Source organism: Pontibacter ummariensis (assembly GCF_900188175.1).
Taxonomy (GTDB): Bacteria; Bacteroidota; Bacteroidia; order Cytophagales; family Hymenobacteraceae; genus Pontibacter; species Pontibacter ummariensis.
Genome location: NZ_FZOQ01000001.1, coordinates 331,573 through 346,944, shown reverse-complemented (window position 1 = coordinate 346,944; position 15,372 = coordinate 331,573). Strand labels below are relative to the sequence as shown.

Here is a 15,372-nt window from a genome sequence, read left to right as displayed (position 1 = left end):
TGATTGCATTAGTTCATGGCCTCCAACTCTTGCTTGTACTCTTTGAAGGCGCGATATATACCTGATGCCATATACGTTTGGCCGGTTTTATCGTTAAGAAATTTCTCTTCCGCAGGATTTGTCAAGAACCCGCACTCGATCAGCACGCTGGGCATGTAGGACTTCCAGAGTACCAGGAAGCCAGCCTGCTTGACGCCGCGACTGTGACGGCCCACACGGTTTTTGAACTCTTTTTCAACCTTGTCGGCAAAGCGCAAGCTGTTGTCGAGGTAAGCGCTCTGGTGCAGGGCAAACAGAATGTGGCTCTGCGGGGAGTTAGGGTCAAAGCCGTTGTACTTATCCTGGTAGTTGTCTTCGTGCAGGATAACCGCGTTTTCACGCTTGGCTACGCGCAGGTTGCCCTCCGAAGTGTGCAAGCCCATCGTGTAAGTCTCAGTGCCGGCTGCTGCGGCAGGGCCGGCATTAAGGTGTATGGAAATAAAAAGGTCTGCGTTGTTCTTGTTGGCGATTCCGGCCCGGTCTATCAATTCCACAAAGTGGTCGTCTTTACGGGTGTAGACCACCTTTACGTCGGGCAGGTTCTGCTCAATGAGCGACCCTACCTGCAGGGCGAGTTTCAGGGCCACGTCAGCTTCATGCGAAAACTTACCGTTACACCCTACATCCTTTCCACCATGCCCGGCATCAATTACTACTGTGCGTACCCTGTACTCCTTCTTAAGCTCCAGTTTACTGGAGGAGCATAGCAACAAAACGACAGCCAGAAACGAAACAGCAACAATATTTTTCACAACTTTCGTTAGTTAAAAGTTAAACGATAACTTTGTACAAAATAAGTAAACTTTTAGGGAAGTCTGAAGATTTGCGCCACATTTTCATTTTTTTACTGCTCCTGCAGATCGTTGTTTTCTCACCGTTGCTAGCAACCGGCCAAGGCTTTTCTCGTGCCCCTGGCACTGCGCAAGACACTGCCGCCGCGGCACCTGATTCTATCACACTTGCTGCACCCAAAGGCGATATCGAGACAACTATTAAGTATTCTGCCAAAGATTCCATCCAATTTGAGGTGGACCGGAAGGTGGTGCACCTGTACGGGGACGCCAAAATCAATTATGGCACCATGTCCTTAGAGGCCGCCTATATCGAGATCGATTATGACAAAAACACCCTAACGGCTGCCTCACGCACGGACTCAACCGGAAAGGAGATCGGTGTGCCGGTCTTTGCGGACGGAGGCCAAAACTATGCCGCCAAGAATATTGCCTACAACTATAAAACGAAAAGAGGGCGTATCTCCGAAGTAGTAACGCAACAGGGAGAAGGTTTTATACACTCAGCCATCGTAAAAAGAAACGAGGAGAATGAGTTCTTCGGGCTCCATAACAAGTACACCACCTGTAACCTGGAGCACCCACACTTTTATATCAACGCCGACAGGATTAAGGCCATCCCGAACGACAAAGTACTGTCCGGGCCTTTTAACCTGGTGATCGGGGACATCCCCCTGCCGGTAGGCTTCCTGTTCGGCCTCTTCCCCACGCCTATGAGTAAAAGGGCATCAGGTATAAAAGTGCCGAGCTTCGGGGAGAACTCTCGGGGTTTTTACCTGAACGACATAGGATACTATTTTGCCTGGAACGACTACATGGGCACCCTGATCCAGGGGGACATTTACTCTTTGGGTGGTTATAACATAGATGCCAGCACTGACTACGTAAAGCGCTATGCCTACCGGGGCCGCCTGGGCCTTACCTATGACTACTTTAAGAACGATGAGGCAGACGTAGCCCGGGCCAGGTCTACTGAGAGCGGCTTCGAGCTGCCACCTTCGAGAAGGACTTTCTGGATTAACTGGTCGCATACGCCGGTGAGGAAACCGGGCAGAGGCACTTTCTCTGCGAGCGTAAACGCCGGTAGCCAATTGCACCAACGTTTGAACTATACCAATTCGGCCAACTATCTGTCGCCTACGTTCAACTCCAACGTTACCTACCAGAAAACGATCCCAAACTCGCCTTTTAGCTACACCCTAAAGGCAAGCCAGGCCCAGAGTACGCAAACCGGGGTAATGAACTTTGTGTTGCCCGACCTGAACTTCTCCATGACCACCGTGAGCCTCTACGAGCTCTTTTCAGATGCTCCGTCCACCGGGAAATGGTACGAGAACTTTACCGTGGGGTATAACCTGCGCGCCCGCAACGAGATATCCAACCTGGTGTCAGCACGCCGGCTCTCCGGCGTAAACATCATCGGTGAAACCACAGGCGACACCCTGGCGCTGAACCTGGACAACTTGCAGGAACTTTGGGAAAACGGACGCCGGACGGCAGACCATAACTTCAGCATTGGCCTCGGTAATTACAAGCTGTTCCGCTACTTTAACTTTACGCCGGGGGTTAACTACAGCGAGGCCTGGTACGATGAGAAGTTCTCTTACAGTTTTAACCCGGACTCGCAACGGGTGGACGTGGACACGACGAACTTTGGCCGGGTGTACCAGTACAGTGCCAGTGCCTCTCTAAACACCACCATTTATGGTACCATGTACTTTAAAGGCAAAAAGATAGAGGCGATCCGTCACCTGATGCGGCCAAGCATTTCCTATAGCTACCGCCCAGACTTCGGGGATGCCAGATTCGGGCTGTACCAGGACGTACTAACAGGGATAGACCTGGAGAACAGACCCATATATCAACGACTAGGGCGCTTTAGGACAGGATTGCCCGGCACAGGCCTGAGCAGTTCTCTCAACTTTAGCATCGACAACAACCTGGAGATGAAAGTACGCTCGAAAGCCGACTCAGCCGAAAATAAGTTTGAAAAAATCAGCCTGATCGATAACCTCAGGATCAGCTCCGGGTACAACTTTGCGGCAGAAAGCTTTAAGCTGGCTCCCATCCGACTGAGCATGAACACCCAGCTCTTTAAAATAGTGGGGGTAACGTTCAGCTCCACTTTTGACCCTTATAAGGTAGACGCTGAGGGCAAGAGAATAGACGAGTACATGTTTGACTTTTCGAAACTAAAGGTGGCCAGGCTCACAAACGCGAACCTGAACCTGCGCACCAGCCTTAACCCGGAAGCCCGACGTACCGAAAACTCACTCCCAAGTAATTTACCAGACTTAGGACCAGACCTGGACCCTTTACTACCCGAGTACGTGGACTTTAAAATTCCGTGGACCCTGTCCCTGGATTACACGATGTACTATACACGCGGGGAAGGGCTACAGCCGGATAGATTCGACAACACCTTTGGCATAAACGGCTCCCTGAGCCTTACCGAAAAGTGGAAGCTTACCTACAACGGTACTTATAACGTTACGGCCAACAACATATCCTACGCCAGTATAAACATCTACCGCGATTTACACTGCTGGGACATGAGCATCGGCTGGATTCCGTTCGGTTTCCAGCGGGGCTACAACATCACCATCAACGCCAGATCGGCCCTGTTGCGTGACCTGCGCCTGACCAGGAACAGATCCGGGTTTAACAGATACTAAAAGAGCAGCCACAGTAAAATGTGGCTGTTTTTGTTTCAGATTTTATAGCTTTACATCCTAACCATTGATTCAACTATGTCTGTTCATAAAAGCGACGTAAAAAAGATAACCACGCACCAGTTGCAGAACATGAAGGACCGCGGGGAGAAGATATCAATGCTTACTGCCTACGATTACTCCATGGCCACGATTCTGGATGCCGCAGGTGTGGATGTGTTGCTGGTGGGAGACTCTGCCTCTAACGTAATGGCCGGACACGAAACCACCCTGCCTATTACCCTCGACCAGATGATCTACCACGCCTCTTCGGTGGTGCGCGGCGTAAACAGGGCCTTTGTAGTCGTGGACCTGCCTTTTGGCTCCTACCAGGGCAACTCTTCTGAAGCAATTCGCTCGGCTATCCGCATCATGAAAGAATCCGGGGCACATGGGGTAAAATTGGAGGGAGGAGCAGAGATCAAAGAGTCTGTTACCCGCATCCTGAGTGCTGGTGTGCCGGTAATGGGCCACCTGGGCCTTACACCACAGTCTATCTACAAGTTCGGCACCTATACGGTGCGCGCCAAGGAAGAAGCCGAAGCCCAGAAGCTGCTGGACGACGCCCAACTCCTGCAGGAACTCGGCTGTTTTGCCATCGTCCTGGAAAAGATTCCCTCGGACCTGGCCAAACAGGTGGCAGAAAAGCTGCACATCCCCATTATCGGTATTGGCGCCGGCCCACACGTGGACGGGCAGGTATTGGTGGTACACGACATGCTGGGGATCAACAAAGAGTTTAAGCCCCGCTTCCTGCGCCGCTATGCCGACCTGCACAGCGTGATGACCGATGCGGTCACAAACTACGTGAAGGACGTCAAAAGCCAGGATTTCCCCAACGACAAAGAAGCCTACTAATTTTTACAATCCGTTGTGGAGGATGAGTTACAGATAGGCACACTGCGATTTCTGTTAACTCATCCTTCTTAATGTAGCTTTCATCCTTCCCATGTTAGATGTTCTGTTTGAGGATAACCATATACTGGCCGTTAACAAACCTGCCGGACTGCTGGTGCATGGCGACGAGACAGGTGACACCACATTGGCAGACCTGGCCAAAGCCTACCTCAAACAGAAGTACAACAAGCCGGGCAACGTATTCATAGGCGTTGTGCACCGGCTAGACCGCCCCGTCAGCGGGGTAGTGTTACTCGCCAAGACCTCTAAGGCACTGCGCCGTTTGAATGAACTCTTCCGAAGCAAGAAAACAAAAAAGACTTACTGGGCTGTGGTACAGAACCAGCCACAGCAAGAGCAGGGCACACTCGTACACTGGCTCGTAAAGGACAGTGCCAAGAACCAGACCAAGGCCTTTGCCAAAGAGAACAAAAGCGGGCAGCGCTCTGAGTTGCATTACAGGCTCCTGAACAAGCACGCGGGCAAATACCTCCTGGAGGTAAACCCAATCACCGGACGTTCGCACCAGATACGCGTACAATTGGCTTCTATGCGTTGCCCGATCCTGGGCGACCTCAAGTATGGCGCCGCACAGCCCCTACCCGATAAGAGCATCGCCCTGCATGCACGGCAACTGCAGTTTGAGCACCCCACCCTTAAGACCCCGGTAACAGTAAGCGCCCTTCCGCCAGACACCGCCGTTTGGGCTCCGTTCAGATAGAGCTTCGCTTCTTCCGGGAGCAGTAGTCACGTTGCTATGGCTGCCCCAAAAGGCTGTAGTACCGGTCCTGTTTCTTTTTATCCGCTAGCCTGCCGATCTACGTCCTGCTGCGCTACGCACTGAAGATGGGTGATGCGTCGGGTCCGGCCGGCTTATCATTAGCAACCACTGCACAAGAACCTACCAATACCTTTTGGTTTCGGGTCTAAAGTAACTGGATGAATTCTTCCCCGTCGGCTCTATCCCTCTGCTCGATTCGCTGGGAGCTGGCTATCTCGCCTGACAGTAGAAAAGAAGCCCGGGAGAGGGTTAGCAGCCTGGGCCTTAACAGCTCTAGCCATGCTCGTTGCGGCTCTCCCATTAGTATAGCAGAAAAATGATTTTTGTCATTTTTCTGAACTTTTACCCCTGCTTCTCTATTTTACTTACAATTCGTATTGTAGCTTTGCGAAATCCGTGGTACGGTTATAGCCAATACCCCACAAAAGAGGCTCAACTAATAATCATCTTTACTTACGTTAATGGCAATTCTAATCTTTTTCGTAGTGCACTGGTACCTGTCGCTTTTCGTACAGACATTTTACCTGCACCGTTATGCCGCCCACAAAATGTTCACCATGAACCCTTTCTGGGAAAAGGCATTTTACCTGCTCACTTACATCGCACAAGGCTCTTCCTTCCTGTCGCCACGTGCTTATGCCATTTTGCACCGCATGCACCACGCTTTCTCAGACACAGAGAAAGATCCGCATTCACCGCACTTCTCCAACAACGCTTTCACGATGATGTGGAAGACCAAAGAAATTTACAACGACGTGCTGAACAAGCGCGTGGAAACAGAGAGCCGTTTCGAAGGCAATTACCCGGTATGGGAAACAATCGAAAAGGTAGGCGATTCTTATTACTCCAGAATCGGATGGGGCGTTTTCTATGTGCTGTTCTACATTGCCTTCGCTACCCAGTGGTGGATGTTCCTGCTGTTGCCTATTCACTTCCTGATGGGTCCGGTACACGGGGCTATCGTGAACTGGAGCGGCCATAAGTACGGCTACCAGAACTTCGATAACAACGACAAGTCCAGAAACTCCCTGTTCTTTGATTTCCTGACAGGCGGAGAACTGTTCCAGAATAACCACCACAAACTCCCGAACCGCGTGAACTTCGGCGTGAAGTGGTGGGAAGTAGACCCTACCTGGCCCGTGATCTGGACGCTGAACAAACTCAGCATCATCAAGCTGAAAGAAGCAAAGGCCGAACCGAAGCATAGAGCAAAGGCTGCCGCCTAAATAACAAAAAAAGCCCTCCCGCCGCGGAGGGCTTTTTCTTTTTGGCCTGCTGCAGCTTTTGCACCACAAGCGCTTGCAGCCTACCGTACTGAGATACTGGCGCGTAGCGCAAACTTATTCTCACAAAGTTTTGTAATAACACAAATAATAACCGTACCTTTGCGGTTCTAAACTGGTGGACGGGATCCACCGACTTAATTTACTTTATATAAAATGGCAGTAAAAATCCGACTGGCCCGCAGAGGCCGCAAGAAAGCAGCTATCTATGATATCGTAGTAGCTGATGCAAGAGCACCACGTGATGGTAAGTTCATCGAGAAACTGGGTACTTACAACCCGAACACGAACCCGGCGTCTATCTACTTCGACGAAGAGAAGGCATTCCAGTGGGTAATGAACGGCGCTCAGCCAACTGATACTGTAAAGGCGATGCTTACTTACAAAGGCGTGCTTTACAAGAAGCACCTGCAGGTAGGCGTTAACAAAGGCGCTATCTCTCAGGAGACTGCTGATGCCCGTTTCGCAGAGTGGAAGCAGGCAAAAGAGGCGAAGATCGAGAGCAAGCGTCAGAGCCTGGCTACAGACAAAGAAGCGAAGCGTAAAGCTGCTTTTGAGGCTGAGACAAAAGTAAGAGAGGCGCGTGCTGAGGCAATCCGCCAGCGTGATGCTGCTTTAGCTGCCGCTAACGCTCCTGCAGAGGAGGCTCCTGAGGCTACGGCTGAAGGTGGCGAGTCTACTGAAGAACAAGCCTAAATCTTTTGGCCATGACAATTGATGACAGCTTCTTATTAGGCTATATCGTCAAGACCCATGGCACCAGGGGGCAAGTTGTTGCGTTCTTTGACGTAGACTATCCCGAAGATTATGAAGAACTGGAATCAGTTTTCCTTGAGCAAAAAGGGAGACTGGTTCCTTTTTTTATAACGTCTATGACTCCTATTAAGGAGAGTAGGTTCATCATTACCTTTGAGGACGTTAAAACGATCGAACAGGCCGAGGCCCTGCGCGGTGTTTCCCTGTACCTGCCACTAGACGAGTTACCGGAACTGGAGGAAGATCAGTTCTACTTCCATGAGGTGATCGGCTATACGGTAGTAGATGAGCACCACGGCCAGCTTGGCACTGTGAAAGAGTTCTACGACCTGCCGCAACAACAGCTTATGGCCATGGACTACATGGACCAGGAGATGTTGATACCTGTAATTGACGAGATCTTTCTACGCGCCGACCACGAGGCAAAGCAACTGCATGTCAACCTGCCAGAGGGTCTGCTTGACGTATACACCCAACCTACCAGCCCCGACGAAGCCGATGACGAGGATAACTCGGAGGAGGACCAGTAATGCGTTTTGACATTATCAGCTGCCAGCCGGAACTTCTGACCAGCCCATTCAGCCATTCCATTTTAAAGCGTGCCCAGCAAAAAGGCCTGGTGGAGGTACACATCCACGACCTGCGCAAGTACGCGATCAACAAGCACGGTCAGATAGACGACTATGCCTTTGGCGGAGGTGCTGGCATGGTGATGATGATTGAGCCGATCGATAAGTTGATTACAGAGCTAAGGGCCGACCGGGCATACGATGCAATCATTTACATGACGCCGGATGGGCAAACCCTGAACCAGAAGATAGCGAACCAGTTCTCCCTGCTGCAGAATGTGATCATTCTCTGCGGCCATTATAAAGGGGTGGATGAGCGCGTACGGCAACATTTCGTGACGCACGAGATCAGCATCGGCGATTATGTGCTCTCGGGAGGCGAACTAGGCGCAGCGGTATTGGCAGACGCTATTATCCGGATCATCCCCGGGGTGCTGAACGATGAGTCCTCAGCCCTAACGGACTCCTTTCAGGATGGACTATTGGCGCCCCCGGTGTACACGCGGCCGGCAGAGTATAAGGGCATGAAGGTGCCTGACATCCTGCTTTCGGGGAACAACCCGAAGATAGAGGAGTGGCGTTTTGAGCAGGCGGTGGAACGCACCCGGCAACGGCGTCCTGACCTGTTAGACGAGTAAGCAAAACAAAGTATTTTTTCCTCCTGGAACAGAGAGGAGCACGTAACTGAATTTTATATTTTTTTTCTTCAAATGTTCTTATGTAATAAATATTTACATATCTTTGCAGTCCGAAATTTGAAGAAGATACTTTAGAAACATAGCCATCATGAGCGAACTAATTAAATTCATAGAGCAGGAAACCACTGACAAGCGCGCTGGAATCCCAGCTTTCCAGGCAGGCGACACGATCAACGTACACGTAAGAATCCGTGAGGGTAACAAAGAGCGTGTTCAGCAGTTCCAGGGCGTAGTGATTCAGCGTAAAAACGTGAACACTAACGGTGAGACTTTCACTGTAAGAAAAGTATCTAACCAAATCGGCTTAGAGCGTATCTTCCCGCTTCTTTCTCCATCTATCGAGAAAATTGAGCTAGTGAGAAAAGGTAGAGTAAGAAGAGCCAGACTGTACTATCTGAGAGGACTGCAGGGTAAGGCTGCTCGTATCAAAGAAAGAAGATAAGAATACCTGTTTTCATAAATTTTCCATAGTTTTTATAAAAAAAGGAGCCGACACCATTGGCTCCTTTTTTTATGCTTTCTCCTTAACACAAGCTGTTCCTTATTTTTCCTGTCGGCACCAGCTGTTTATCTTTGTAACTCAGCAACAACCAGAGCCCATGCACCTCTTAAAATCCTTATGCTTGCTCCTGCTGGCAGTCCTGCTCTATGCCTGCAAAACAGACTACACAGCATTACCCACCTATACCCCCACTAAGCAACTCCAGGCCGTGATTGAGACGCCGGCTGGCAACAACCACAAGCTGGTGTACAACCAGGAGAAACAGGAGTTTGTACGAGACCAGGACGCTGGACTGGACCGGGTAGTGCCTTTCCTACCCTACCCCGCTAACCTTGGTTTTATCCCTTCCACGGAAATAAACAAAAGCGGGAAAGGCCTGGAAATACTGGTACTCTCGGAGCGACTAGAGACAGGGGCGGTGGTAGAAGTTGTACCGGTTGGCCTGTTGCAGCTCGAAACTGCCGGGGAGTTGCAGCATATTGTTGTGGCTGTACCGGCACGCCCAAGCGAACGGCAGATCCAGGCAACGAACTATGCCAGCTTATCGGCTGATTACTCTGGCGTAAAGACTATCCTGGCGACCTGGTTTACCCATTCCTCTCCTGGTGCCAGCACGAAGTTTGTGGGGTGGCGCGATGAGAGGTTTGCCGATAAAGAGATACAACGCTGGATGAAGCTATAAAAGGCTCTACAAGCAAAAGGCCACCGCACTCTTGATGCAGTGGCCTTCTGCTTGTGTATGACGAAGGCACTACTTTATCTCTGACAGCTTCGCCCTCACGGCCTCCACAGCTTGCTCCATTTCCTGCACCCGCTGGCGGCTTAGCTCCTGCTGCCTGGCATTGTGCTGCACGTTTTGCTCCAGTTGCTTTAATTCCTCCGCATTTCGCTGTAGCGCTGCCTCCAGTTCCAGTTTGTGCTGCCTGTTCTTCTCTATGCTTGCCTGAATACTGTTCGCCTCTTTTACCACACGCTCCTGCTCGGCTTTAGTGGCACGCAACACCTCTTCTGCTTCATTTATCTGGCGCAGCACATCGTCCCGGTACAGCTTTTTGGCAAAGCCCCTCAGCAAGTCCTCAGCGGCGGCATAAGCGGCAGGCGTGGTACTCTTGCCCACATAGGTTAAGCCTGTATCCAAGCTCCACCATACATAGCTGCCTAAGGCATCGCTGTTTACGGTGGAAATTATCTGCAGTGGCTCTTCAGAAACTGCGCTGATAGCCGCCCCTTCTACCGTAAAAACCCCACGGCTGGTCTTGACCTTCCCCATCCCCTGCAAGTGCTCTTTCCACGCCTTTTCTACTGTCTTATGGTCAAGCTGTACCACGAGTTGCTGCCCCCGTCTTTTTACTCCATTTACCTCCTGCTCTTTCTCTCTTATTTCGATGGATTGCGCTTGGCAGACGCCAGTAAACAACAAAAACAAAACGAGCACTAACCTTTTGGCAGATTCAAATATAAAATTTGGCATTTATAATTATTTATTGTACTATTATAATACAAGACAAGTACTAAAATAAGGGTTAGCGTTGAGAAAGACAGCCTGCGGACGAATTAATTTACCGCAGAATTGGTTTGGCTTTAGGACTTGCTCCGCTAACTTTGCAAACTTATAGCTTTCGCAGTTCCGGATGGTTTTGCTTAGCGAACATTTGTACAACAGTAGTTGTTGAAAACACTATGAGAGTAACTGTTTGCCGAAAGGAGCACTTTAATGCCGCACATAGGTTACATCACGCTGCCTGGACTGATGAACGGAACCAACAGGTGTTTGGCCTCTGCAACAACCCGAACTACCACGGCCACAACTATGAGCTGGTTGTGAAGCTCACTGGCCGCGTGGACCCGGAGACCGGCTACGTGTACGACATGAAAAAGCTCAGTGACCTGGTAAAAGAGGAGGTCATCGGCAAGTTTGACCATAAGAACCTGAACCTCGATACAGAGGAGTTCCGAAACCTGAACCCTACTGCCGAGAATATTGCCGTCGTTATATGGGAAAAGCTCCGTGCAAAAGTAAGCCCCGACTACGAACTAGCTGTAACACTTTATGAAACTGAGAGAAACTTCGTGGAATACAATGGATAACCACAACATAGACAACGAGGAAGAAGCAATGGACGACCATGTGATGAGCTCACTGGAAACGCCCCTGCGTGCTGATGCCTTCGACCTGACAGACGAGGAAAAGATAAAGATAATTGAAGGGCACTTTCATGAGATCATGCATACCCTGGGTCTTGACCTGACAGACGACAGCCTGAAGGGGACACCGCACCGGGTGGCCAAAATGTACGTGAAAGAAATCTTCAACGGCCTGCACCCGGACAACAAGCCTGTGGCGCGTCGCTTTGAGAACAAGTACAAGTACCATAAAATGCTTGTGGAGCGGGACATCACCATCTACTCCTCCTGCGAGCATCACTTTGTCCCTATTATCGGGAAAGCCCATGTAGCCTATATCCCGAACGAGCACGTGATTGGGCTATCCAAACTGAACCGTATTGTGCAGTACTTCGCACGCCGGCCGCAAGTGCAGGAGCGTATGACGATGCAGATCGCAAACGAACTGAAGCAAGCTCTTAAAACAGAGAATGTTGCCGTACTGATTGAGGCTGATCACCTGTGTGTTATGAGCCGTGGCGTCAACGATGTTAGCAGCAGCACCGTAACAGCAGAGTATAGCGGTCTTTTTGAGCAGGAGCACTTCCGCAGTGAGTTTCTCGGCCATATCCGCACAAAGTAACACCCCTCGCAACCACACCACCTTTACCTGAAAACCTGCTTAACTGGCTCCTGCGTAATATTAAGAAACTATAATATATAAAGATTACGTATAGGGGACCTTATTGCGCTAAATGCTTAAGAATCACTATGTCAAGCAAAATACTTATCACAGGTGGGTCAGGACTGATTGGAATGCGTCTCTCCGAGATGCTCATAGACCAAGGGTACGAGGTGGCGCACCTGAGTCGCAATCCCGATAAAGTTTCTACTTATAAGACCTTTAAGTGGGATGTAAAAGAGGGCAGCATCGATGAGAACGCCATCACCTATGCAGATTATGTCATTAACCTGGCGGGGGCCAGCGTGGCAGAGGAGAAGTGGACAGATGAACGCAAGAAAGAAATCATCAACAGCCGTGTAGAGACGGCCTCGCTTCTTTATAGATCCCTGAAAGATGCTAACCACCACGTAAAAGGCTTTATTTCGGCGTCTGCCATTGGCATTTACGGTGACTCCGGTGACCAGCTGATGTCTGAAGAGAGTACCTATGCTGATGATTTTCTGGCAGAGGTCTGCAAAGCCTGGGAAGCAGCTGTCTGGCAAGTACACGACCTAAATATCCGCACCGTAATCTTTCGCCTCGGCATAGTGCTCAGCGACAAGGGAGGAGCACTGCCACAAATGGCCAAACCCGTTAAGATGATGGCTGGCGCACCGCTTGGCTCCGGAAAGCAGTACATGTCCTGGATACACATTGATGACGTGTGCCGCCTCTTTGTTAAAGCTATTGAAGACCCACAGTTTGAAGGTGTGTATAATGCAGTTTCACCGCATCCCGTTACAAACAAGGAGTTTACCAGGGAACTCGCGGAAGCGATGAAAAGACCCCTAGTATTACCCAAGGTACCCGCCTTTGCTATTAACTGGATGATGGGGGAAATGAGCGAGGTCATACTAGCCAGCCAACGTGTTAGTGCCAATAAGCTCATCCATACGGGCTTTACCTTTGAATACAACTACCTGGAAGAGGCCCTGGAATCCTTTTACGAAAAAGAAGATTAGGCAAAATCTAAATTAATAAAAAGAGAGGCCCTTGCTGTTTCAGCAAGCGCCTCTCTTTTTATTAACGTGTAAAAGCTACAGGATATCTCCCATATTCAGAAGTTCCAGCACAGAGTCTATTTCTGTTGAGTCCGGCATGGTTGATCTGGGAAGCACAGTCGTGCACTTGTACTCTTTGCTAATGTCTACACTTGGCCCTGGAAAGCGGCCCATCGTGTAGCCCAGGGACTTGTCCTGGTAGATCTTCTCCATGTAAATGCCGTACATGGGCAGGGCCGTCTTAGAGCCCTCCCCTAGCTGGGAGTTACGGAAGTGAATGCTACGGTCCTCACCCCCTACCCAAACCCCCGTTACCAGGTCTTTTGTCACCCCCACATACCAGCCATCAGAGTGATTGGAGGTAGTTCCTGTCTTACCGCCTATCTCGTTCCCGTTCTTCCACAGGTCATACTCCCAAAGCGCCTGCGACGTGCCTCCTGGCTCTTCCATTCCTCCCTTTAGCATATGCACCATCAGGAAAGCCGTTTCTTCGCTCAGTACTTTCTTTTGCTTCGGCACGAACAGGTGAATCAGGTTTCCGTTGCGGTCCTCAATACGGGTGATGAACATCGGCTCGGTATGGAAGCCATGATTCGGAAACGTGCTATAAGCGCCTACCATCTCAAAAATAGAGACATCGCTTGGCCCTAAGCCTATAGAAGGCACAGCCTGTAAAGGACTTTCTATCCCCAGCTTGTGTGCATAGTCCACTACGGTCTCCCAGCCGATGCGCTCTGTGAGTTGTGCCGTTACAGAGTTCACGGATTTACCCATGGCACGGCGCAGCGTCATTGGGGCTCCCGTATACTCCCAATCGGCATTGGTAGGCGACCAGCTCTTCTTTTCCCCTTTCTCTACATAGTTGATCGTAATGCGCTTGTCCACGATCTTATCACAGGGGGCGTAGCCGTTATCGATGGCAGCCACATATACAAAAGGCTTAAAGGTAGAGCCTGGCTGCCGGCGCGCCTGCTTTACGTGGTCATACTTAAAGTACTTGAAGTTGATGCCTCCCACCCATGCCTTGATATGGCCGGAGAAAGGGTCCATCGTCATCATGCCGCCATGCAGAAAGTGCTTGTAATAAGCCAGGGAATCCAGAGGAGTCATCGTCACTTTCTTCTCCAGCGAGTCGTTGTCCCAGGTAAACACCATCATCTCACGCGGGGTGTTCAGCTCGCGGTTAATGGCTTTGGTATCCTCCCCGTACTTTTCCTTCAGGCGCTGGTAATAGGCCGTGCGCTTGATGGTTTCCTCAATAAAGCCCGGTATCTCCTGGTCTTTCTCATCCACCCAGGGGTTCTTGCCCTCCCAATGCGCATTAAAGCGGCGCTGCAGTGCGCGCATCTGCTCCTCCATGGCCTCCTCGGCATGGCGCTGCATCCTGGAGTCGATGGTGGTATAGATTTTCAGGCCATCGCGATACAGGTCGTAGCCGTTCTGCTTACACCACTCCTCCAGGTACTCGGCCACAGCCCCCCTGAAATAGGTAGCAGGGCCGTCGTAGTGGTTTTCCACCTTGTAGTCCAATACCAGAGGAATCTGGCTCAGAGAGTCGGCCTGGGCAGCCGTCAGGTAGTTATACTTGGCCATTTGTGACAGCACGGTATTACGGCGGCGCGTGGCGTTTTCCGGGTTAAACCGGGGGCTGTAATAGGTGGGGGCTTTTAGCAGGCCCACCAACACGGCTGCCTGTTCTGTTTTAAGACTATCCGGGGAGGTGTTGAAGAAAGTTTTGGCAGCTACCTTTATGCCGAAGGAGTTGGACCCGAAGTCCACCGTGTTCAGGTACATGGCCAGTATCTCCTCTTTGGTGTAACGCTGCTCCAGCTTAATGGCCGTGAGCCACTCCTTTGTTTTAGAAATGACAATGTTGACACCCGGCACATGGCCCAACACTCCTTTAGACTCGTTTGTGCGGGTTTTGTAAAGGTTTTTGGCTAGCTGCTGTGTAATGGTGCTCGCGCCGCGGGCATCGCCCTGCAGGCTACCGTAAACAGCCGACATAATGGCTTCCGGGTCAATACCGGCGTGTTCGTAAAAACGAATGTCTTCTGTTGCCACCAAGGCTTTGACTAGCATGGGCGACATGTTGGCATAGGATACAGGGCTACGGTTCTCACGGAAGTACTTGCCAATCTGTACCCCGTCCGAGGTGTACAGCTCGGAAGCCTGGTCGTTACGCGGGTTCTCCAGCTTGTCTAAGCTCGGGGAGGCTCCAAAAAGGTACAGCACATTGTACTCCACGCTCAGTAGGTAGCCCATCACCAGCGCGACACCCAGAAAGAACCCTTTCCATACAAAGCGTGCGATGCTTTTATAGACTGTATTCTTTGGCTCCTGTATTTTCTCTTGCTCTTTTAGCATTGCCATCAAACAACGGACTTCTCCTTTAAATTCCCGTTCACGGTTCAAACAAAACGATTACAAAGATACTTTTTGTGCACAACTTCCAAGATTATCAGGTATAAAAATCGGGAAGGGCTCTCCGAAAGCACAAACTGTCCGCAGCCCTGC

General features: G+C 50.5%; 15 protein-coding genes. 12 read left to right on the top strand and 3 right to left on the bottom strand.

Annotation, left to right across the window (positions count from 1 at the left end):
- Positions 1-8: 8 nt before the first annotated feature.
- Positions 9-791, bottom strand: a complete 783-nt coding sequence (locus CHB92_RS01490; protein ID WP_089317377.1) for an N-acetylmuramoyl-L-alanine amidase family protein — start codon at positions 789-791, stop codon at positions 9-11.
- 71 nt (positions 792-862) lie between these two features.
- On the opposite strand from CHB92_RS01490, the gene CHB92_RS01485 reads away from it, so the two are divergent.
- The 9 genes from CHB92_RS01485 to CHB92_RS01445 all read left to right on the top strand — a co-directional run bounded on the left by CHB92_RS01485 (position 863) and on the right by CHB92_RS01445 (position 9,709).
- On the top strand, positions 863-3,505 hold the full coding sequence (locus tag CHB92_RS01485) for a putative LPS assembly protein LptD (protein ID WP_106219045.1): 2,643 nt from the start codon (positions 863-865) through the stop codon (positions 3,503-3,505).
- A 75-nt stretch (positions 3,506-3,580) separates the two neighbouring features.
- Positions 3,581-4,399: a 3-methyl-2-oxobutanoate hydroxymethyltransferase gene (gene panB, locus CHB92_RS01480; protein WP_089317375.1), complete on the top strand. Its 819-nt coding sequence runs from the start codon at positions 3,581-3,583 to the stop codon at positions 4,397-4,399.
- Positions 4,400-4,490: 91 nt separating this feature from the next.
- Positions 4,491-5,159 (top strand): RluA family pseudouridine synthase, encoded by a 669-nt coding sequence (locus tag CHB92_RS01475; protein WP_089317374.1) that lies wholly within the window; start codon positions 4,491-4,493, stop codon positions 5,157-5,159.
- Between the two features lie 521 nt (positions 5,160-5,680).
- Complete coding sequence (locus CHB92_RS01470; protein WP_089317373.1) at positions 5,681-6,445, top strand: acyl-CoA desaturase; 765 nt, start codon at positions 5,681-5,683, stop codon at positions 6,443-6,445.
- A gap of 213 nt (positions 6,446-6,658) precedes the next feature.
- Entirely contained in the window at positions 6,659-7,198 is a 540-nt protein-coding gene (locus tag CHB92_RS01465) for a 30S ribosomal protein S16 (RefSeq protein ID WP_089317372.1), read from the top strand.
- Positions 7,199-7,209: 11 nt separating this feature from the next.
- Entirely contained in the window at positions 7,210-7,788 is a 579-nt protein-coding gene (gene rimM / locus CHB92_RS01460; RefSeq protein ID WP_089317371.1) for a ribosome maturation factor RimM, read from the top strand.
- Positions 7,788-8,465, top strand: coding sequence for a tRNA (guanosine(37)-N1)-methyltransferase TrmD (gene trmD, locus CHB92_RS01455; RefSeq protein ID WP_089317370.1), 678 nt, complete (start codon positions 7,788-7,790; stop codon positions 8,463-8,465). The genes rimM and trmD overlap by 1 nt, the downstream gene beginning before the upstream one ends.
- 148 nt (positions 8,466-8,613) lie before the next feature.
- Entirely contained in the window at positions 8,614-8,967 is a 354-nt protein-coding gene (gene rplS / locus CHB92_RS01450; protein WP_089317369.1) for a 50S ribosomal protein L19, read from the top strand.
- 157 nt (positions 8,968-9,124) lie between these two features.
- Positions 9,125-9,709, top strand: a complete 585-nt coding sequence (locus CHB92_RS01445; RefSeq protein ID WP_089317368.1) for an inorganic diphosphatase — start codon at positions 9,125-9,127, stop codon at positions 9,707-9,709.
- Positions 9,710-9,778: 69 nt separating this feature from the next.
- On the opposite strand, the gene CHB92_RS01440 is transcribed toward CHB92_RS01445, so the two are convergent.
- The gene (locus tag CHB92_RS01440) at positions 9,779-10,498 is read right to left on the bottom strand and encodes a DNA repair ATPase (protein ID WP_089317367.1); all 720 of its coding nucleotides are present in this window, start codon (positions 10,496-10,498) and stop codon (positions 9,779-9,781) included.
- A 209-nt stretch (positions 10,499-10,707) separates the two neighbouring features.
- Between CHB92_RS01440 and CHB92_RS01435 the strand changes: the two genes are divergently transcribed.
- The 3 genes from CHB92_RS01435 (at position 10,708) to CHB92_RS01425 (ending at position 12,816) form a co-directional block, all read left to right on the top strand.
- Positions 10,708-11,115 carry a 6-pyruvoyl trahydropterin synthase family protein gene (locus CHB92_RS01435; RefSeq protein ID WP_089317366.1) on the top strand — a complete coding sequence of 136 codons (408 nt, stop codon included), beginning with the start codon at positions 10,708-10,710 and terminating at the stop codon, positions 11,113-11,115.
- Positions 11,078-11,773 carry a GTP cyclohydrolase I FolE gene (gene folE / locus CHB92_RS01430; RefSeq protein ID WP_245842241.1) on the top strand — a complete coding sequence of 232 codons (696 nt, stop codon included), beginning with the start codon at positions 11,078-11,080 and terminating at the stop codon, positions 11,771-11,773. Before CHB92_RS01435 ends, folE begins: the two co-directional genes overlap by 38 nt.
- A gap of 128 nt (positions 11,774-11,901) precedes the next feature.
- Complete coding sequence (locus CHB92_RS01425) at positions 11,902-12,816, top strand: TIGR01777 family oxidoreductase (protein ID WP_089317364.1); 915 nt, start codon at positions 11,902-11,904, stop codon at positions 12,814-12,816.
- 75 nt (positions 12,817-12,891) lie between these two features.
- Here the strand turns inward: CHB92_RS01425 and CHB92_RS01420 are convergent, their stop codons facing one another.
- Positions 12,892-15,228 (bottom strand): penicillin-binding protein 1A, encoded by a 2,337-nt coding sequence (locus CHB92_RS01420; RefSeq protein WP_089317363.1) that lies wholly within the window; start codon positions 15,226-15,228, stop codon positions 12,892-12,894.
- Positions 15,229-15,372 lie beyond the last annotated feature (144 nt).

Excerpts from the sequence above, each read along its gene's own strand:
- CHB92_RS01445 (WP_089317368.1), top strand. The coding sequence starts at position 9,125 with ATGCACCTCTTAAAATCCTTATGCTTGCTCCTGCTGGCAGTCCTGCTC.
- trmD (WP_089317370.1), top strand. The coding sequence starts at position 7,788 with ATGCGTTTTGACATTATCAGCTGCCAGCCGGAACTTCTGACCAGCCCA.
- CHB92_RS01435 (WP_089317366.1), top strand. The coding sequence starts at position 10,708 with ATGAGAGTAACTGTTTGCCGAAAGGAGCACTTTAATGCCGCACATAGG.
- CHB92_RS01425 (WP_089317364.1), top strand. The coding sequence starts at position 11,902 with ATGTCAAGCAAAATACTTATCACAGGTGGGTCAGGACTGATTGGAATG.
- folE (WP_245842241.1), top strand. The coding sequence starts at position 11,078 with ATGAAACTGAGAGAAACTTCGTGGAATACAATGGATAACCACAACATA.
- CHB92_RS01440 (WP_089317367.1), bottom strand. The coding sequence starts at position 10,498 with ATGCCAAATTTTATATTTGAATCTGCCAAAAGGTTAGTGCTCGTTTTG.
- CHB92_RS01420 (WP_089317363.1), bottom strand. The coding sequence starts at position 15,228 with ATGGCAATGCTAAAAGAGCAAGAGAAAATACAGGAGCCAAAGAATACA.
- CHB92_RS01475 (WP_089317374.1), top strand. The coding sequence starts at position 4,491 with ATGTTAGATGTTCTGTTTGAGGATAACCATATACTGGCCGTTAACAAA.
- rimM (WP_089317371.1), top strand. The coding sequence starts at position 7,210 with ATGACAATTGATGACAGCTTCTTATTAGGCTATATCGTCAAGACCCAT.
- CHB92_RS01465 (WP_089317372.1), top strand. The coding sequence starts at position 6,659 with ATGGCAGTAAAAATCCGACTGGCCCGCAGAGGCCGCAAGAAAGCAGCT.
- panB (WP_089317375.1), top strand. The coding sequence starts at position 3,581 with ATGTCTGTTCATAAAAGCGACGTAAAAAAGATAACCACGCACCAGTTG.
- rplS (WP_089317369.1), top strand. The coding sequence starts at position 8,614 with ATGAGCGAACTAATTAAATTCATAGAGCAGGAAACCACTGACAAGCGC.
- CHB92_RS01470 (WP_089317373.1), top strand. The coding sequence starts at position 5,681 with ATGGCAATTCTAATCTTTTTCGTAGTGCACTGGTACCTGTCGCTTTTC.